Genomic DNA, 18,865 nt, shown 5'->3' on the forward strand with positions numbered 1-18,865 from the left:
GACGGGGGCTCCGGGGCTGGTTCGGCCTGTGAAGACGCGGATCACATCACATCACCAGCCGATCAACTGATCACCAGAGGATTAACAAGAGGTTTGTTTGGGGGGTGATCTGTTCGAAGTGACGCCCTACGCCGACCGCTTCGCCGTGGGCGCGCCGGCCGGTGCAATGTCGAGACGAGCCAACATCGCCTGCGCCTGCTCGGCGCAGTGCTCGATCAGCCAGCGCTCGAAGGCTACAGGCGCGAGCGCGGGCGCGTAAAGAAAGCCTTGCACGACGTCGCAGCCGAGTTCGGCCAGCACCTTGCGTTGCGCCTCGGTCTCGACCCCTTCGCCGACGACGGTCATGCCGAGGCCCTGCCCGACGCGCACCACGGCGGTGGCGATCGCGAGCGCGCCAGCGTCACGCTCGATGTCGCGCATGAAGCTGCGGTCGATCTTGAGCTCGCGGATCGGCAGATGGGCGAGCCGGCTGAGGCTGGAATAGCCGGTGCCGAAATCGTCCACCGAAAGCCCGACGCCGAGCTCCCGGATCGCGTTCATCGTCTCGAGCGCGGCGACGCTGTCCTGCATGAACGCGCCCTCGGTGATCTCGAGCATCAGCGCGTCCGCCGGCAGATCGTATTCGGCGAGGATGTCCTTGAGCCGCGCGGCCAGCGTGACGTTGCGGAAATTGATCGGCGACAGGTTCACCGACACGGATGGAATGTCGAGCCCGGCGCGACGCCAGCTCGCCATCTGCCGGCAGGCCTCGCGCACCGACCACAGGCCGATCTGCTCGATCAGGCCGCACTCTTCGGCGAGCGGGATGAATTTTGCCGGCGAGACGTCGCCGAGCTCGGCATCATGCCAGCGCGCCAGCGCCTCGACGCCATGGATCGCGCCGTCGCAGCTGCGGATCTGCGGCTGATAGCGGAGGGTCAGCGCGCCCTCGGCGATGGCGCGGCGCAGCGCCGCAATCAAGGCCAGCCGCTGCTCGGTGAGCCCGTTCATCTCGGCGCTGAACAGGCGATGGGTCGAACGTCCCGCCTGCTTGGCCATGTACATGGCCGCGTCCGCCTGCTGCATCAGGGTGTCGATGTCGGTCGCATGATCGGGATAGAGGCTGACGCCGATGCTCGCCGACATCTGCAGCTGCCTGGAGCCGAGCCGCAGCGGCGCGGCCAGCGCTTCGGTGATTCCGGCCGCGACGCGCTCGGCACCCTCGGCGTTGCGCCGCGGCAGCAGGATGACGAACTCGTCGCCGCCGAGCCGCCCCAGCATGTCCTCGGGTCCGATCTGCTCGCGCAGACGCTGAGCCAGCTGGATCAGGAGCTCGTCGCCGGCGGCATGACCGAGCGTGTCGTTGACGTCCTTGAAATGATCGACGTCGAGGAAGGCCAGCGCGACGTGGCTGCCGGTCGGGCAGGCATCGATGGCGGTGGTGATCAGGCGCCGCAATTGCGCGCGGTTCGGCAGGCCGGTGAGGATGTCGTGATAGGCGAGCCGCGCGATCTCGGCGCGCGCTTCCTTGCGCTCGATCGCGAAGGCGCCGAGATTGACGCAGGCCTCGACGATGCGCCGATGCCAATTGCTCGGCGCGCGGGGTTCCCGGTAGTAGAAGGCGAAGGTGGCGATGACCCGTCCGTCCTTGGCCTTGACCGGCGTCGACCAGCATGCGCGCAGGCCAATCGCGAGCGGCATCGCCTTGTAGGGCTGCCAGCGCGGGTCGGTCTCCAGATCGGTCGCCAGCACCGGCTCGCCGTAGAAGGCCGCGGTTCCGCACGAGCCGACATTGGGCCCGATGGCAATGCCCTCCAGTGCGCGGGAATAGTCCTCGGGCAGGCTTGGACCGCCGAGCGGATGGATCAGGCCCGCGGCGTCGACGTGCAGCAGCGAACAGACGACGTCGGGCGCCATCTGCTCGACACGGCGGCACAGCCGGTCGGCGATCTCGCCGATCGGAACCTCATCAGCGAGCGCGCCCATGATGAGCTGCTGAAGCGAGTGCAGCTGCTTGGTCTCGGTGATGTCCTCGAGCAGCGCGAAGATGTGCTTGACCTGGCCCTTCCTGTCGCGGAAGGCATCGATGCGGGCGCAGACCCAGATCTCCTGGCCGTCCTTGTCATAGGCGAGCATCTCGACCTCGCCGCGGTGGCCGCCATCCATCAGGCGCTTGACGAGCTTCGCAACGGCCTTGCGATCGGTGTGGCGGCCGGCGATCAGCCCCCTGGCGCGGCGGCCCTCGGCCTCCTCGCTGGTGTAGCCGAACAGCGTCGTGAAGGCGGAATTGACATAGACGATGTTCTGGTTGGTGTCGGTGATGAGCACCGCGCGGTTGGTCTGGTCGGAGACGGCGTGGAGAAGCCCGATCCTGACGCGGCGTTCGGCGTCCGCGGTGACGTCGCGCGCGAACACGATGCGATAGGCAATGCCGCCACTTGCAATGGATGAAAGCGAGATGGCCGCGCGGATCCGGCTGCCGTCACGTCGCACCAGGCTGATCTCGTCCCGGAACTCCGCAAACGGTTCGGCCTGAAGGCATTTGAGGGTGAGAATTTCGGAATCGTGACCGAGCACGTCAGCGCGTGCGAGATTCCAGATCCGCTCTGCACCGGCATTGAAATGCGTGATGCGATGCGCGCTGTCGACGATGACGATGCCCTCTTCGGCGCGTTCGAGCGCGGCCAACAGCACTTCCGGAGTTTCTGTCATGGCACAATCGGAGGCGGACATCGCTAGACCCGGAGGCATCGGGAAGATATTGCAACCGAGGCTAGCGCCGCGATGGTGTCCAAGACGTTTTTGCAGTCCCGTCGCAACGCGACATGCTTAACATTCCGCAAAAGACGGGAAGGTAATGCGGTGCGTACGGAACCTATTCGGCGCCGGTCCCCACCTGAAGCTTGCCCGCGACGGCGCGCACCTTGCGCGGCGCGGCTCGCCAGATCGAGAGCGCCGACAATCCGCTCACGATGATGGCAACGCCAAAGGCGAGCGTGTAGTCGCCGGCCCGATCGTAAAGCAAGCCGGTGACCCAGGGACCGGCGGCGCCACCGGCCAATGCTGCCAGCATGATCGTGCCGAAAATGCTGCCCTGGTGCTTGCCCTGAAAAATCTCGAACACCACCGCGCCCATGATCGAGGTCAGGCCGTAGCCGAGCGCGCCTTGCGTGAACACCATGAGGTAGACCAGCCACAATGACGGCTGGAATTTCAGAGCCATCAGCGCCGCGAAAGAGATCGCAAAACCGGCGCAGCTGATCGCCCACACCCATTCCCGCCCGATCCGGTCGGAGACATGGCCGAGCAGGATCTGGCCGGGAATGCCGAGCAGGCTGACGATGCCGAGTGCCCACACCGCGACACCCGGGCTGAAGCCGATGTCGAGCAGGAATTTGGTCTGGTGCACCTGCACCGCGTACCAGATGTAGAGGCCGCAGAAATAGCCGAGCGCGATCCACCAGAACCGCGTCGTGGCGACAGCGGTTCGGAGCGTCCATTCGGTCCGGGCCCAGACGGGATCGACGATGTTGGAGGCCGGTTTTGCGGCGCCCGCGGCCGGCGCGGCATCGCCGTCAGGCCGCAGACCGATATCCTCGGGGCGCCTATGCAGGAACAGATTGATCGGCGCCAGCACGATCAGGATCATCAGGCCCATCGCGGTGCAGGCGGTGCGCCAGCCGGTCCCTTCGATCATGTGCTGCACCCACGGCAGCAGCGTCACCGACCCGATGCCGACCCCGGCGAAGGCGATGCCGATGGCGAGGCCGCGCGTGCGGATGAACCAGTTCGGCAGGAACAGCGACTGGCCGGAATAGCCGAGGCACACCGACCCGGCGCCGACCATGACGCCGATGGTGACATAGAGATGCCAGGGCTGGCTCGTAAGCGGCGCGAGCAGCAGTCCGCCTCCCATCAGAACGACACCGAGCTCCATCACCGCACGCGGGCCGGCGCGGTCCATCAGCCGGCCGATCAGCGGGCTGACCATGCCCGATACGACGAAGCCGAAGGAAAAGGCGCCCGCGGTGACGCCGCGCTCCCAGCCGAATTCGGAGATGATGGGAGGAAAGAACAGTGAGAAGGCGGTGCGCGCGTTGACGCCGATGGCCATGGTGACGAAGGTCACCGCGACCACGACCCAGCCGTAGAAGAACGGAAGCCGCATTGTGTGTTTCATCCCTGGACGGTCCTTCCGACCATCCGGGACAGCCCGGGTCAAGGGTTTTTCGCGCATGACCGTTGAGCGAGAGCGCGATGGATTCGAGAGCGGTTTCCCGTGGCCCATCCTTCGAGGCGCGCGCTCAGGCCGCGTCGCGTTGGGATGGTTTGACGGGCACGTCGAACAGGATCCGTTCGATCGGGTGCGGGCGGCCGAACAGATAGCCTTGCGCAAAATTGACGCCGAGCGCCGTCAGCCGCTCGTACTCCTCGCGGGTCTCGACGCCTTCGGCGGTGACCGACATGTCCAGCCCGCGCGCCAGCGTCACGATCGAGGAGATGATGGCGGAGCTGCGCGGCTGATGCGTGAGGTTGCGGATGAACGACTTGTCGATCTTGATCTTGTCGAACGGGAACGCGGTCAGATAGCTGAGCGACGAATAGCCGGTGCCGAAATCGTCGAGCGCGAGCGCGATGCCGATGCTCTTCAGCCGCTCCATGAAGGCGTGGTTCTCGACGCCACGTTCCAGCAGCACGGATTCCGTGATCTCGATCTCCAGCCGCTGCGGCGGCAACCCGGAATCGGCGAGCGCCGCGCTGATCATCTCGAACAGCTCGGCCTCCTTGAACTGGATCGGCGACAGGTTGACGGCGACCGCGAGGTCGGTGGGCCAGCCGGCCGCGTCCGCGCAGGCGCGTCGCAGCACGAACTCGCCGAGCGGCACGATCAGCCCGGTCTCCTCCGCAAGTGCGATGAACTGGTCCGGCGCAATCAAGCCGCGCGTCGGATGCCTCCAGCGCACCAAAGCCTCGAAGCCGCGCCGCGCGCCGCTGAGGGCGTCGACGAACGGCTGGTAGTGCACCTCGAGCTGGCACCGCGCGATGGCGTCGCGCAGATCGCCTTCCAGCGTGCTGCGCGCCTCGAGCTCGGCCGACATCGCCTTGTCGTAGATGGTGAAGCAGTTGCGGCCCGACGATTTGGAGCGGTAGAGCGCCAGGTCGGCCTTCTTCAGCAGCTGCTCCTGGTCGCTGCCGTGATCGGGCGCGATCGCAATGCCGATGCTGGTGCCGATCTCGACGCGGTGTCCGGGAAGAAGGAACGGCTCGGCCACGAGCTTGGCGATCCGTCCCGCCAGTTCGGTCGGGCAGACGCGTTGATCCTCGCAAGCTTCCTGGATGATGGCGAATTCGTCGCCGCCGAGCCGGGCCAGCACGTCGCTTTCGCGCAAAGCGGATTTCAGCCGCTGGGCGACCTGACGCAGCAGCGCATCGCCGGCACCGTGACCGAGCGAGTCGTTGACGTTCTTGAAGCGGTCGAGGTCGAGCATCAGGATCGAGAAGGTCGGACCGCCGTCCTTCAAACGGCCATTGAGCTCGTCGAGCCGGGCGAGGAAGAAGGCGCGGTTCGGCAATCCGGTCAGGATGTCGGTCTGGGCGAGTTCGAGCACCCGCCGGTTCGCCAGCGACAGCCGCTGCGAATTGCGGCTTGCGAGCACGAGATAGGTCGAAAGCGACAGCGTCAGCAGCATGCCGACGATCAGCACCGCGCCCGCGCGATCGTAGGTCGTCTCCAGCGGACCGCCGGCAGCCGGAACCGCCCGCACCTGCCAATCCATGTCGCCGATCTTGAGATTGCCCGACCAGTGCAGGGCCCGTGCGACGTCCCGCATCGACTGCGGCGCCGTGGCGGCCGACGAATAATCCGGCAGCATGTCCTCCAAACCGACGATCTGCCCCGTAAACGGCGGATAGACGTTGACGCTGACCGCGGGGCTTGCCCCGGTCGTCACGCGAATGGACTGGATCAGCAGCGGCAGGTCGAAGACGCCGACGACGAAGCCGGCGAGATTGCGGCGCCGGTCCACCACCGTGTCGCGCGACGTTCCCTTGGCGTAGACCGGAATGGCGACGAGGACGTCTGGCAGCCGGCCGCCCGCCTTCGGCTCGAAGAGGCGGGTGCGAATGGTCGAGACCCGGTCGGTGTCGCGTGCGCGCTCGAGGACCGCGCGGCGCTCCGGAATGGTCGCGTAGTCCATGCCGTAGACCGGAGACGTCTTCGGCTGGGTCGAGTAGAGCACCGGAAAATATTCGTCGCTCTGCGGCGCGGTCGCGAACGCATCGCCCTGGAGCGACTTGATGCGATAGCCGGACACGCCGTCCGTGATCGCTGCGGCCTCGTATTCTGCGCGCTCCTTGCGGTTCACGCGCGGCACCCAGGAGATGCGCAGCATGCCGGGGTGGCGCTCGAACAGGCGGGTGCTGAAGGTCTCGAATTCGCTGCGGGTGATCTCCTGGTTGGTCGATTCGAACAGCGTGCGCAGCGCGACGAGCCTGGAGATGTACTCGCCCATGCCGTTCTGCATGACGATCACTTCGGTCTCGGCCGCGTTCTCGAACTCGATCTTGTTGACGCGGCCTTCCCATCGCGCCACGGCGGCCGCAGCCACGACCGAAAACAGAAGACCGATTCCGACCGCGACGAGCGCAGGGCGATAGAGCCCGAGCAGCGGCGCAGCACGCCAGCATCCGGTCATACGTCCCCGATCCTGATCGTTCTGATCCCGACCGCCCATTGCAGAAATCGCCGTCCCCTCTCCCGGCCAACCGAACCTCTGGTTGAGCCGCCGGAGCCACTATCGGAACAGGACCGCGGTTAAGAACTGCACAATTTCGGAACCCGGCTTTTCCGCATTAGCCGGCTTAGTTAATGAAGTGCAGGATGATCTGGACTTTGTCGAAGCAAGTTGCCGGTTTCCCCGGAGTAGTACGGAGCCGTCGATACATCGCCGATTCATCCCGCGGCGATAGCTTTTCCGAAGCTACTCACCGCACCCGGCAAGACTTTTCCTGATGTATCGATCTCGATCTGCCACATGCATCGTCATGACGGTCGCCCTCCTGGCGGCAATCATGCTGCCGGCGAAAGCCGACGAGATCGGCGTCAGCGAGGATGCGATCCTGTTCGGCCAGGCCGCAGCACTCGAAGGTCCCTCCTCCGCACTCGGACAGCGGATGCGGCAGGGCATCGTCGCGGCCTTCACCGAGATCAACGCCAAGGGCGGTGTCCACGGCCGCAACCTCCAGCTCATCAGCCGCGACGACGGCTACGATCCCGACCGCTCGGTAGCGCAGACGCTGCGGCTGATCGAGGACGACAAGGTGTTCGCGCTGATCGGTGCGGTGGGCACACCGACCGCGGTGGCGACGATACCGATCACCAGCGCCAGGAACGTGCCCTTCATCGGTCCGTTCAGCGGCGCCGAATTCTTGCGCGACCTCGAGCTTGCGAACGTGGTCAACATCCGTGCGAGCTATGGCGCCGAGGCCGAGGCTTGGGTCAAGCACCTCACGGAGGATCGCCATTTCACCCGCATCGCCATCTTCTACCAGGACGATTCCTTCGGGCGCGACGGCCTTTCCGGCGTGAAGCGCGCGCTTGCCAAACGCGGTCTCGAGCTCGCAGCCGAAGGCACCTTCGAGCGCAACACCCGCGCCGTCGCGTCAGCCTGGCGCACGATCAAGCGCGTCGAACCCGAGGCGATCGTCATGGTCGGGACCTACGGTCCCTGTGCTGAGTTCATCAAGCTCGCGCACCGCAGCGGCGCCAATCCGACCTTCGTCAACATCTCCTTCGTCGGCGCCAATGCGCTCGCCAATGAGCTCGGCCCCGAGGGCGAAGGCGTCGTCGTCTCGCAGGTCGTGCCGCTTCCCTGGGATCGTTCGCTCAAGCTCGTCGCTGACTATCAGGCCGCGCAAACCGCGTTCGACCCAACGCTGACGCCGAATTTCGTGTCGCTCGAAGGCTACATCGCCGGCCGTCTCGCGGCCGCGGCGCTGGAACAAGCCGGGCCGCAACCGACGCGCGCGAACCTGCTGCGCGCCATCAACGATGTCGGCCGTTTCGACATCAGCGGCAGCATCGTCACCGTCGGCATGCGCATGCTCGACGCGCCACCGAAGGTGTTTCTGACGGTGATCCAGAAGGACGGGACGTTCAAAGCGGTGGACCGGCTGTAGCGCCGATCAGGGACGCCGCGTCCAGCGGTCGGCGTTCACGGCACCTTGCGGCGCTTCGCCTCTCACGATCGCTTCGACCTGGCGCACGGTTTCCAGCGACTGATGTTCGATCGCCTGCGGCGTCAGTCCGCCGACATGGGGTGTGGCGATGACGTTGGGACACTTCGCAAGCTCCGGGCTCGGCATCTGGTCGGGCGCGCGGCCGACATCCATCGCGGCACCCGCGATACGATTCGCGAGCAACGCCTTCGCCAGCGCCGCTTCGTCGACGAGGTTGCCGCGCGAGAGATTGATGAAGACGGCATGCCTTTGCATGCCCGCCAGCGCCGCCTCGCCTATCAGATTTTCGGTCTGCTCGTTGGCGATGGCAAGGCAGACGACATAGTCCGAATCAGCGAGGAGCTCGTCGAGGCTGACCTGCCGGATGGCGCTGTCGCTCACGGTCGCAAAGGGATCCGCGACCAGCACCTCCATGCGCATCACCTTGGCGATCTCGGCGAGATAGCGCCCGATGCTGCCATAGCCAATGATGCCGATCTTGCTGCCGGCGAGCTGACGGCCCATCCGCGCCTCCGGCTTGCGGCCGGCCTGGTAGTCGGCCGTCGCTCGGGATACGCCGCGGGAGAGATCGACCATGAAGCCGAGCGCGAGCTCGGCGACCGCTTGCACGAAGCCGGGCCCGGCGCGGGTCACGAGCACGCCGGCGTTCGAGGCGGCCTCGACATCGACGTTGCGGATGTCGACGGCGCAGCGGACGAAGGCGCGCAGGCGCGGCAGTTGCGCAAAAATCTCGCCGCGTCCTTCGGTCATGCGGTCGGCCACGATGATGTCGACATCTTTGGCAGCGCGCACGAGGCTGTCTGAGACCAGCGTCTCATCGCTCTCGTGCAGGACCACCTCGGCGGCCGCGCGCAAACCGCTCAGGCTGCGATCACCGTAGTAATTGCGGCGCATCTCCGGCGTGTGGGCCAGCAGGACTTTCACGGCAACACTCCCTCAATAGCCGAACGCGCGCGGCAATGCCGTGCTGAGCCATGGCACGAACGCGATCACCAGCAGGCAAAGGAACAGCAGGCCGAGATAGCCCATGATCGGCTTCACCGTCTGCTCGATCGGCACGTTGCCGATCAGGCAGGCGCCGTAGAGCCCGAGCCCGAGCGGCGGCGCGAACAGGCCGATGCCCATGGCGATCACGAGCACGACGCCGAAATGCAGGGGATCGATACCGAGCTGCACGGCCACCGGCAGCAGCAGCGGCCCGAAGATGATCAGCGCGGCCGCGCCCTCCAGCACCGAGCCCATCACGATCAGCACGCCGATCGCGAGCAGGATGAACAGCCAGGTGCCAGAGGTCTTGGACAATCCCAGCATGAAATCGCCGACCGCATGCGGCACCTGCTGCAGGGTCAGCGTGAAAGCCAGCGATTGCGCCGCCGCGACGATGAACAGCACGAGCCCCGCGCGCGTCGCCCCCTGCACAAAACTGTGCGCGGCCGATGTGAAGCTGAGCTCGCGAAACACGACACTGCCGACGACGAGCGCATAGGCCACGGCAAAGGCCGAGATTTCCGTCGCGGTGGCAAAGCCGCTCTTGAAGCCGAAGAAGATCATGAAGATCAGGCCGAACGAGGCGATCGCGCCGCTCCACAGGCCCGACACCGGCATCTGCGGCGCCATGTCCTCGGCATCAACCGGAGTCTCAGTTGGAGTCTCAGTTGGAGTCTCAGTTGGAGTCTTGCCGAAGATGATGGAGACGGCGATCAAGGCCAGCGCCATCAGCGCCGCCGGCAACAGCCCTGCGACGAACAGGCCGCCGATCGACAAATTCGCGACGAAGCCCAGGATGATCAAATTGATGCAGGGCGGAATGGTCTCCGCCATCACTGCGGAGGCTGCGAGCAGCGCCACGGCGCCGCCCGGGTTCTGCCTGGAGCGGCGTGCGGCCGGAATCAGCACGGAGCCGACAGCGGCGACATCGGCCATCTTCGAGCCGGAGATGCCGGAGAACAGCACCATAGAGGCCACCATCACGACGTTGAGGCCGCCGCGCATGCGCCCGACCCCGCGCTGCAACAGCTCGATCAGCCGCACCGACATGCCGTTGGCTTCCATGAGGTAGCCGACGAGAATGAAGAACGGGATCGCGAGCAGCACGAAATTGTCGATGCCGCGCGCCATCTGCTGGGCGAAGATCACGCCGGGCAGTGCGCCCTCGACCCAGATGAAGATCAGCGCGGCCAGCGCCAGCGCAAAGCCGATCGGCAACCCGCCGACCAACGTCGCGAAGAAACCGATCAGCATAAGCGTTCCCGCCGACGGCACCGTGGCGGGCGACAGATAATCCCAGGCGAGATAGAGGCCGGTCACGACGGCAATCGCGATGAGGCCTCTGACGATGTCAGGGAGCGGCCTGGCGCAGAGCTGGTCGATCGCGAACACCGTCATCAACAGCGCGCCGGCGCCCATCGGGTAGAAGGTCAGCTCCAGCGGCAGGCCCGACCCGGTGGTCTGGCCCGCCGTCAGCGAACCGAGCTTGATGGAATTGTAGGCGACGTAGCCCGAGATCAGCACCACCAGCAGCGCACTTGCGGCATCGACCAGCGCGCGCAACCGTACCGGAGCCAGGTCGCGGAAGAAGGAGACGCCGACATTCTCGCCGCGCGCGAGCGCACTCGCCGCGCCGAAGAAGGCCGAGCCGACCATCAGTCCGCGTGCGACGTCGTCGGACCACTCCACCGGCGCGTTGAAGCAGAAGCGCAGCAGCACGGAACCGCAGACGACGAGGAGATCCGCGGCCAGCAAAATGGCCGCGATCGCGTCGCTGACGCGAAGCAGCAGGGCGATACTCCCGTGGCGGCCGCCCGAGAGAGGTACGGCAGCTGTCATTGCCACGTCAGGCCTGCGTGGCGCGGATGATGTCGATGACGGCCTTGGAGTCCGGCCGCGCCTTGATGAAGTTCTCGATCTGCGGCGCGACGCGCTTCTTGAACGCCTCGCGGTCGCATTCGGCCACCGTCACGCCCTTTTCGGTCAAAGCCGACAACGCCTCCTTCTCGACCGCGAGCCCGTGGGTGCGCGTGTCGGCCGCAGCCTTCTTCGCGGCATCCAGGAAACCCTCGCGCAGCTTCGGATCCATGCGATTGTAGGTCGTGTCGCTGAAATAGATCGCGAGCGGCGAGAAATTGTGCTGCGTCAGTGAATAGAATTTCGCCGTTTCGAAGAACTTGCTCGCCAGGATGGTCGGCGGATCGTGCTCCAGCCCGTCCAGCACGCCGGCCTGCAATGCCGTGTAGATTTCGCCGAAAGCCAGCGGCGTCGCGGCGGCGCCCATCAGGCGCAGGCATTCCGTGATGACGGGATTGGGCAAGGTGCGGATCTTGAGACCGGCGAGATCTTCCGGCGTCTTCACGGGCTTCCTCGCAAGTACGCTGCGTGAGCCGAAATTATAGGCCCAGGCGATGATGCGGATGTTGCTGCCCTTGAGCAGCGCGTCCTCGATCGGCTTGGCGGCGCCGGCGTCGAACGCCTTGGTCTGCTGCGGAAAGCTCGAGAACAGAAAGCCGAGGTCGTAGGTGCCGACCAGCGGCACCAGATTGGCCGAGATCGACGAGCCCGATACCATGAGGTCGATGACGCCGAGCTTCACCGAGTTGATGACGTCGATTTCCTGACCCAATTGGTTGTCGGGAAAGAACGCGACCTCGACCTGCTCACCGAGGCCGTTCGCCTTCAGGTTCTTCACGAGATTGTCGTAATAGACGCGGCCGTTGGCGAATTTGGGATCGTTCGGCAGCGAGGAGGAGCATTTCAGCTTCAAGGTCGCGGCTTCGGCGCGGCCGATGAGTGCGGGGGAGAACACGAGGCCGGCGGCAAGTCCCGTCGACGACTTGATGAACGCGCGACGGTTCACGGGCACGATGGACATAATGCGGTTTCTCCCCAATTATTATTTTTCGAGCTACGGTCGTTGCCGCAGCCCGTTGCGCGGACTGTATGGCCAAAGCGGCGGCGCAGGCAAGGCTTGCGGCCAGCCGCCGCAAAGCGGCGCGTCGCGAAGATCGACGGCATCCGCGCGCGGCGAAACAGCCATGTTTTTTGCGGGATTCTCGATCAGATCGGCATGGACCCGATGTGCGAGAAGATGCTTTCGCGCAGCATTGGGCATCGATCCAATTGGCGCATGGATCAATGCGCAATTCACATGGATGGCGTCAGAACGATGCTGCACCGGCTCCGGCAGACCTTCTGCCCCATTTTGCCGCAGCTCAACGTGATCCAGTGCACAGACGGACGCATGGCGGCCACCTAGAAAAGGTGACATTATCGCGCGCATTGCCGATGGAGGTGACATCATGCGCCGTCCAGTTCTTCGCAATTTGTTTCTTGCATCCGGTCTTCTCGCGCTCACGCAATTGACGATTCCGACGGAGGCCGCGGCCGAAGCGCGGCTCGCACTCGTGATCGGTCAATCCGCCTATCGTACCGTGCCGGAACTGCCCAACGCCGCCAACGACGCCAAGGGCATGACGGAACTGCTCGGCAATGCCGGCTTCACCGTCACCACGGCATCCAATCTGGCGCAGAACGACATGCGTCAGGCGATCTCGGATTTCGCCGGCAAGGTCAGCGCCAGCGGCGCCGACACCGTCGCGCTGGTGTTCTATGCCGGCCACGGCCTGCAGATCGACGGCGAAAACTATCTCGTTCCCGTCGATCTCGACCCCAAGCGCGAAGCCGACATTCCGCTGCAGGGCGTACGGCTCAACGATTTGCTCAACACGCTCGGCGCGCTGCCGACACGAGCCCGCATCTTCATGCTCGATGCCTGCCGCAACAATCCGTTCCCGGCGCTGAGCGGCGCCGGACACGGGCTTGCGATCGTCGACACCAAGGCCGGCGCGCCGGGCTCCTTCATTTCCTATTCGACCTCGCCGGGCTCCGAAGCCGAGGATGGCTCCGGCATCGACAGTCCCTACACCACCGCGGCGCTGACCGTCGCCAAGCAGCCCAATCTGCCGATCGAAGAAGTGTTCAAGCGCATTCGCGTCGCCGTGGCGCAATCGACCGACGGACGCCAGATCCCCTGGGAAAGCTCGTCGCTGACGACCGACTTCAAGTTCTTCGGCGGCGACAGCAGCGGCAGTCAGGCTGCGCTTCCTGGCGCATCCTCCATGGCACTTGCGAGCGGCACGCGCAGCCTCGAGGACTGGCGCAAGGACTTGCAGGGCAAGCCGGCCATGGTCGCCTATGAGATGGTGATCACCGACGACACCGTGCCGGCTTATCAGGCCTATATCGAGTTGTATGCTCAGGACACCCGTACGCCGCGGCTGCGCACGATTGTGGAGCGCCGGCGCCAGATGCTGGCGTGGGAGCGCGCCACCGCGATCAACACCCGCGCCTCGTTCGAGGCTTATCTGGCCAACTGGGACAACAGCGATCTGGCCGCGACCGCACGCAGGCTGTTGCTCCGCGTACAGAACCGCAACTACGTCTTGCCTGCTGTGGTCGCGGCCGCTCCTGCCCCGGTCGCCGTCGCAATGGCCCCGACCTGCCCGTGCTCGACGCCCTCGACACCGGCAACGCCGATCAACCCGGCGGTCGCTCCCGTGATCAAGAAGCGCGTCGACGACACGCCGCCGAAGCGCAAGGTCGTCGACACGCCCCCCAGGCAACGCCGGCCGCCGCCTGATGAGGTGATCTACGAGCGCGCGCCGCCGCCGGATCGCGGCCCGCCGCCCGGCGCCATCATGCAAGGCATCGGAATAGGTGTCGGAATCGGCATGGGTATGGGCGGCGGCCGCGGCGGCGACTATCACAACGACCGCGGCCGTTACTGAGACGACCTCTCGCAGTACGGAGGACAAATCTGTCCTCCGTCATTGCGGGCGCAGCGAAGCAATCCAGAGTCTTTCCCGCGGAGGGGATGCCGGATTGCTTCGCTGCGCTCGCAATGACGACGGATGGAGATAAACTGCGTCTGCTGCTTCCCGATACGGAAATGCTGTAGTCTAACCGACTGACGCCAGGCTTTCCGGGGACTCCACATCGATGCCGCACGACGCTCACGCCAAGCCAGCTTGGCCGCTGTTTCGCTCACTCGCGTCCTATTCGCTGCCGGGCGATTTGATGGCTGGGCTGACGCTGGCCGCGATCGCGATTCCCGAGCAGATGGCCACGGCACGGCTCGGCGGCTTCGCGCCGCAGATCGGCTTCTTCGCCTTCATGGCGGGCTCGCTCGGCTTTGCCATGCTCGGCGGCAACCGCTTCCTGTCCTGCGGCGCCGATTCCACGATCACGCCGATTTTCGCCGGCGGACTGGCGGCGCTGGCCGCCGCCGGCTCGCCTGAGTATCAGGGCCTCGCGATCGCGCTGGCGCTGATGGTCGGTGCGATGATGCTGGCCGGCGGCGCCTTCCGCCTCGGCGGCATCGCCAATCTCTTGTCCGTGCCCGTCATGGTCGGCTTCCTCGCCGGCATCTCCGTCCACATCATCGTCTCGCAATTGCCGGGCGTGCTGGGTCTGGACTCGCCGAACGGGCCGACGCTCGATCGCATCGGCGTGCTCGCAAGCGAGCTCGGCCGCACCAATCCCTTCACGCTGTGCATCGGCTTCGGTGTGCTGGCCGTGGTCTTCCTGGCCGAGAAGATCAGCGCAAAAATTCCGGGCGCGCTGATCGGGCTCGTCGCCGCGACCCTGGCCACGATCGTGCTCGGCCTCGAGAGCAAGGGCGTCAATGTCGTAGGCGCCGTGCCGGGGACGCTGCCGCGGCCGACCTTCCCCGAGCTTGCACCGGAGCAATGGGTCCGCCTCGTGCCGCTCGCCTTTGTCATCACGGTCGTGGTGATGGTGCAGACCGCGGCGACGACGCGCTCGTTCCCGTCCGATCCCGACAAGCCGGCCGATGTCGATCGCGATTTTCTCGGCGCGGGCGCCGGCAGCGTGCTGTCGGGCCTGTTCGGCGCGTTTCCGGTCAATGCCAGCCCGCCGCGGACGGGCATTGTCGCCGAGACCGGGGGACAATCGCAGCTCGCGGGCCTTGCGGCCGCTGCCATCGTGCTGGCGCTGCTCGCGTTTGGAACGGGATTGCTGCAGCACGTTCCGGACGCGGCCCTCGGCGGCATCCTGCTGTTCGTCGCGTTGCGCATCATCCGCGTGAAGCAGATCGCCACGATCTATCGCCAATCCCCAAGCGAATTCCTTCTGATCGCCGCCACCGCCGCGCTGATCATCGTGCTGCCGATCCAGCAAGGCGCGTTCCTCGGCATCGTGCTGTCGCTGCTGCACGGCATCTGGAGCACGACGCGCGCGCGGCTGGTCGAGTTCGAGCGCGTGCCGGGCACCACGATCTGGTGGCCGGCGCATCCCCACATCGCCGGCGAGCGCATCGCCGGTGTCGCCGTGATCGGGCTGCAGGCGCCGCTGTCCTTTCTCAACGCGCCCGGCTTTCGCAGCGACGTGACCAAGGTGCTCGGCGCAACGCCGCCGCAGCTGCTGGTGCTGGAGGCGAGCGGCATGGTCGAGATCGACTTCACCGCCGCGCAGATCCTGCTTGACGTGTTCAGGGCATGCAGCGAACAGGGCGTCACGGTCGCGCTGGCCCGGCTGGAATCGGTGCGCGCGCAAGACGCGTTCGAGCGGTTTCGGCTGTTCGAGGCCCTGCCCCGGGAGCATGTCTTCCACAGCGTCGACGAGGCCGTGCGGAAGTTGGGGAAGTAGGAATAGCAGTTGGGTCACGCAGGCGGAGCCGCGAACTCGCTGTAACCTCTCCCGCTTGCGGAAGAGGCGCGGAGCGCCGGGTGAGGGCTTTGTCCCCTTGGGGATTGTCCCGTTGCGGAGACACCCTCTCCCCGACCCTCCCCCGCAAACGGGGGTGGGAGCGCACCGCTCACTGCGCCAATGTCGGATGATCCCGCTGCACCGTTTCGCGGATCCAGCTGGCATGGATCGCGCGAAACAGGATTTGCGCCGTCTTGAGGTCGTTCGCTGTCATGCAGAGATCGACGATGCGACGGACTGCGTCATCGCGCATCAGTCCATCCGAGATCTTCATCGCGATTTCCATCGCAACCTTCGCTGCGCGCTCGTAACGCTCGCTCTCGCGCTTGTCGCTGCGCGCGGACCCTGCCGCGCTCGCCGCGGCGGCGTCACAGATCGCGCGGATACGCTCGGCGGCCTCGATGTCGCCGAGCGGCCGTTCGATCGCCTCGTCCCAGATGTCCCGGCGCGTCTTGCGGGCGAACCACTGCATTGCCTGCTCCGTGGTGAGGGAGCAAGCATAAACGGCGGCCACGCCGCGCGCTACGCCTCAGGTACGATCTTGCCGGGGTTGAAGATGTTCTGCGGATCGAGCGCCTTCTTCAGTGCCCGCATCGCGTCGATCGCCTCGGGGCCGAGCTCCGCCTTGAGATATTTCTGCTTGCCCTGGCCGATGCCGTGCTCGCCGGTGCAGGTGCCGTCCATCGCCTGCGCGCGCTCGACCAGCCGATGCATGAACTCTTCGCCGCGCGCCATCTCGTCGGCATCGTTGGTGTCGCAGACCAGCGAACAGTGGAAATTGCCGTCACCGACATGGCCGACGATCGGCGACAACAGGTTGAGACGCTTGAGATCTTCCTCGGTCTCGCCGACGCATTCGGCAAGCCGCGAAATCGGCACGCAGACGTCGGTCGCGACCACACCGATGCTGTCGCCCGGCCGCAGCGCCTTCACCGACCAATAGGCGTCGTGCCGCGCCTGCCACAATTTTGTGCGATCCTCCGGCTTGGTGGTCCAGGAGAAATCGCCGCCGCCACAGTCCTTTGCGATCTCGCCGAAAGCCTTGGACTGTTCGCCGACCTCGATCTCGCTGCCGTGGAATTCCATCAGCAGCAGCGGCGTTTCCGGCAGCGTCAACTTCGAATAGGCGTTGCAGGCCCGCACCTGCGCCGCGTTGAGCAGCTCGATGCGCGCCACGGGAATGCCGGTCTGGATCGCCAGGATCACGGCCTGACACGCCCCGTGCACGGTCTCGAACGACACCGCACCGGCCGCGATCGTATCGGGGATGCCGCGCAGGCGGATGGTCAGTTCCGAGATGATGCCGAGCGTGCCCTCGGCGCCAACGAACAGATGCGTCAGGTCGTAGCCGGCGGATGATTTCTTCGCACGCGTGCCGGTCGTGATGATCTCGCCGTCGCCGCGGACCACTTTCAGCGCCAGCACACTGTCGCGCATGGTGCCGTAGCGCACCGCGTTGGTGCCGGAGGCGCGGGTCGAGGCCATGCCGCCGAGGGAAGCGTCCGCGCCGGGGTCGATCGGGAAGAACAGGCCTTGGTCGCGCAGATGCTCGTTGAGCGCCTTGCGGGTGACGCCGGGCTGGATCACGCAGTCGAGGTCCTCGGCATGCACCGCGAGCACCTTGTTCATGTCGCGCAGGTCGATGCAGATGCCGCCGGCGGGTGCGTTGACCTGGCCCTCTAGCGAGGTGCCGGTGCCGAAGGCGATGACGGGCACGCCGTTTTTCGCGCAGATCCGCACCACGTCCTGGATGTCGGCGGTCTCCTGCGCCATCACCACGCCGTCCGGCGGCTGGTTCACGATCCATGTGGTGGTATGGCCGTGCTGCTCGCGGACGGCCTGCGAGGTAATGAGGCGGTTGCCGAACCGCGCGGCAAGCTGCTCCAGCGCGCTCGCGAGGGCTTTCGGCGCCGGCCGCGGCGGATTATTGGTGATGGTCGTACCCACGGACGTTCCTCCCGACGAGACGAACCGTGGCAAAGGACATCTCACCGGTCAAGTCAAGCGACCGGACGCATAGCTGGGGAAGGACACATGCCGCAGACTGCTGCCACAACGATCGAGGGCGCACCGTTCCGCGCGTCGATCATGCAGATCGAGCCGCAATGGATCGACTACAACGGCCACCTCAACATGGCCTATTACAACGTGATGTTCGACCGTGCGATCGACCAGATGTGGCTGACGCTCGGGATCGGTCCGGGCTACATGAAGGAGCGCGGCGGCTCGACCTTCACTGCCGAATGCCACGTGCGGTATTTGCGCGAAATCCACCTCGGCGATCCCGTGCAGGTCTCGGTCTGGCTGCTGGAGGCCGACGACAAGCGGCTGCACACGTTCCAGGAGCTGCGACACGCCACCGAAGGCTGGTTGTCTGCGACCTCCGAAAACATGTCGCTTCACATCGACATGGGCTCACGAAAGGTGGCGGCCTTGCCAGCGGACATCCGTGAGCGCATTGCGGCGGTGGTCAAGGCTCATAGCGGCGTGCCGCGACCCGAGGGCATCGGCCGGAACGTGGCGATGCCCTCGAAGCGGTAGTGCATGATCCGGAAAAGTGCGAAGCGGTTTCCGGCAAGATCATGCACCAAATCAGACCGCGCTAAACCCTGGTGCGGCCGCGGGCCAGACCGACAACGGCCGAGACCAGGAACAGCACGACCGCGATGAAGAAGATGATCTTGGCGATTTCGATCGACGCGCCGGCGAGGCCGCCAAAGCCCAGAATACCGGCGATCAGGGCGATAACCAGAAACGTAACTACCCAGCTAAGCATGATCCGAACCTCTGTTTCGATGTCTGTCTGCGATCGGCGCGGCTGACGCGCCTCACTTGCAGAACCAATCGCCGACTCGGAACAATGGTTCCGGGCCGCTGGGGCCGGAAATTCGCCTGACCCGCAGGAACAAATTGGCTTTCCGCGCACGTG

14 protein-coding genes are annotated in these 18,865 nt (G+C 65.6%); 5 read left to right on the forward strand and 9 right to left on the reverse strand.

Annotated elements, in window-relative coordinates; translation table 11 throughout:
- Positions 1-126: 126 nt before the first annotated feature.
- The 3 genes from AC0L21_RS09720 to AC0L21_RS09730 form a co-directional block, all read right to left on the reverse strand.
- The gene (locus tag AC0L21_RS09720; RefSeq protein WP_473260610.1) at positions 127-2,712 is read right to left on the reverse strand and encodes an EAL domain-containing protein; all 2,586 of its coding nucleotides are present in this window, start codon (positions 2,710-2,712) and stop codon (positions 127-129) included.
- Positions 2,713-2,854: 142 nt separating this feature from the next.
- Positions 2,855-4,147: an MFS transporter gene (locus AC0L21_RS09725; RefSeq protein WP_473260679.1), complete on the reverse strand. Its 1,293-nt coding sequence runs from the start codon at positions 4,145-4,147 to the stop codon at positions 2,855-2,857.
- A 136-nt stretch (positions 4,148-4,283) separates the two neighbouring features.
- Positions 4,284-6,674 (reverse strand): bifunctional diguanylate cyclase/phosphodiesterase, encoded by a 2,391-nt coding sequence (locus tag AC0L21_RS09730; RefSeq protein ID WP_473260612.1) that lies wholly within the window; start codon positions 6,672-6,674, stop codon positions 4,284-4,286.
- A 316-nt stretch (positions 6,675-6,990) separates the two neighbouring features.
- Between AC0L21_RS09730 and AC0L21_RS09735 the strand changes: the two genes are divergently transcribed.
- Complete coding sequence (locus AC0L21_RS09735) at positions 6,991-8,157, forward strand: ABC transporter substrate-binding protein (RefSeq protein ID WP_473260614.1); 1,167 nt, start codon at positions 6,991-6,993, stop codon at positions 8,155-8,157.
- Positions 8,158-8,163: 6 nt separating this feature from the next.
- Here AC0L21_RS09735 and AC0L21_RS09740 read toward each other — a convergent pair whose 3' ends face one another.
- From AC0L21_RS09740 to AC0L21_RS09750, 3 genes are read right to left on the reverse strand one after another with little or no spacing between them, the layout of a single operon-like run.
- Complete coding sequence (locus tag AC0L21_RS09740) at positions 8,164-9,141, reverse strand: NAD(P)-dependent oxidoreductase (RefSeq protein WP_473260617.1); 978 nt, start codon at positions 9,139-9,141, stop codon at positions 8,164-8,166.
- Between the two features lie 12 nt (positions 9,142-9,153).
- Positions 9,154-11,043 (reverse strand): TRAP transporter large permease, encoded by a 1,890-nt coding sequence (locus AC0L21_RS09745; RefSeq protein ID WP_473260619.1) that lies wholly within the window; start codon positions 11,041-11,043, stop codon positions 9,154-9,156.
- Between the two features lie 7 nt (positions 11,044-11,050).
- Positions 11,051-12,082, reverse strand: coding sequence for a TRAP transporter substrate-binding protein (locus tag AC0L21_RS09750; protein WP_473260621.1), 1,032 nt, complete (start codon positions 12,080-12,082; stop codon positions 11,051-11,053).
- Between the two features lie 96 nt (positions 12,083-12,178).
- On the opposite strand from AC0L21_RS09750, the gene AC0L21_RS09755 reads away from it, so the two are divergent.
- The 3 genes from AC0L21_RS09755 (at position 12,179) to AC0L21_RS09765 (ending at position 15,876) form a co-directional block, all read left to right on the forward strand.
- Positions 12,179-12,466 (forward strand): hypothetical protein, encoded by a 288-nt coding sequence (locus AC0L21_RS09755; protein WP_473260624.1) that lies wholly within the window; start codon positions 12,179-12,181, stop codon positions 12,464-12,466.
- A gap of 43 nt (positions 12,467-12,509) precedes the next feature.
- Positions 12,510-13,997 (forward strand): caspase family protein, encoded by a 1,488-nt coding sequence (locus AC0L21_RS09760; RefSeq protein ID WP_473260626.1) that lies wholly within the window; start codon positions 12,510-12,512, stop codon positions 13,995-13,997.
- A 211-nt stretch (positions 13,998-14,208) separates the two neighbouring features.
- Positions 14,209-15,876 (forward strand): SulP family inorganic anion transporter, encoded by a 1,668-nt coding sequence (locus AC0L21_RS09765; protein WP_473260629.1) that lies wholly within the window; start codon positions 14,209-14,211, stop codon positions 15,874-15,876.
- A gap of 169 nt (positions 15,877-16,045) precedes the next feature.
- Here AC0L21_RS09765 and AC0L21_RS09770 read toward each other — a convergent pair whose 3' ends face one another.
- Positions 16,046-16,408: a hypothetical protein gene (locus AC0L21_RS09770; protein ID WP_473260631.1), complete on the reverse strand. Its 363-nt coding sequence runs from the start codon at positions 16,406-16,408 to the stop codon at positions 16,046-16,048.
- A gap of 50 nt (positions 16,409-16,458) precedes the next feature.
- Positions 16,459-17,883 (reverse strand): FAD-binding oxidoreductase, encoded by a 1,425-nt coding sequence (locus AC0L21_RS09775; RefSeq protein WP_063995261.1) that lies wholly within the window; start codon positions 17,881-17,883, stop codon positions 16,459-16,461.
- Positions 17,884-17,970: 87 nt separating this feature from the next.
- Between AC0L21_RS09775 and AC0L21_RS09780 the strand changes: the two genes are divergently transcribed.
- Positions 17,971-18,477 (forward strand): thioesterase family protein, encoded by a 507-nt coding sequence (locus AC0L21_RS09780; protein ID WP_473260634.1) that lies wholly within the window; start codon positions 17,971-17,973, stop codon positions 18,475-18,477.
- Positions 18,478-18,538: 61 nt separating this feature from the next.
- Here AC0L21_RS09780 and AC0L21_RS09785 read toward each other — a convergent pair whose 3' ends face one another.
- Entirely contained in the window at positions 18,539-18,712 is a 174-nt protein-coding gene (locus tag AC0L21_RS09785) for a DUF1328 domain-containing protein (RefSeq protein WP_007613448.1), read from the reverse strand.
- Positions 18,713-18,865 lie beyond the last annotated feature (153 nt).

The organism is Bradyrhizobium sp. WSM4873 (assembly GCF_055811355.1).

Coding starts and splice junctions, on each gene's coding strand:
- AC0L21_RS09720 (WP_473260610.1), bottom strand. CDS start 2,712: ATGTCCGCCTCCGATTGTGCCATGACAGAAACTCCGGAAGTGCTGTTG.
- AC0L21_RS09725 (WP_473260679.1), bottom strand. CDS start 4,147: ATGCGGCTTCCGTTCTTCTACGGCTGGGTCGTGGTCGCGGTGACCTTC.
- AC0L21_RS09730 (WP_473260612.1), bottom strand. CDS start 6,674: ATGACCGGATGCTGGCGTGCTGCGCCGCTGCTCGGGCTCTATCGCCCT.
- AC0L21_RS09735 (WP_473260614.1), top strand. CDS start 6,991: ATGTATCGATCTCGATCTGCCACATGCATCGTCATGACGGTCGCCCTC.
- AC0L21_RS09745 (WP_473260619.1), bottom strand. CDS start 11,043: ATGACAGCTGCCGTACCTCTCTCGGGCGGCCGCCACGGGAGTATCGCC.
- AC0L21_RS09750 (WP_473260621.1), bottom strand. CDS start 12,082: ATGTCCATCGTGCCCGTGAACCGTCGCGCGTTCATCAAGTCGTCGACG.
- AC0L21_RS09760 (WP_473260626.1), top strand. CDS start 12,510: ATGCGCCGTCCAGTTCTTCGCAATTTGTTTCTTGCATCCGGTCTTCTC.
- AC0L21_RS09765 (WP_473260629.1), top strand. CDS start 14,209: ATGCCGCACGACGCTCACGCCAAGCCAGCTTGGCCGCTGTTTCGCTCA.
- AC0L21_RS09770 (WP_473260631.1), bottom strand. CDS start 16,408: ATGCAGTGGTTCGCCCGCAAGACGCGCCGGGACATCTGGGACGAGGCG.
- AC0L21_RS09780 (WP_473260634.1), top strand. CDS start 17,971: ATGCCGCAGACTGCTGCCACAACGATCGAGGGCGCACCGTTCCGCGCG.
- AC0L21_RS09785 (WP_007613448.1), bottom strand. CDS start 18,712: ATGCTTAGCTGGGTAGTTACGTTTCTGGTTATCGCCCTGATCGCCGGT.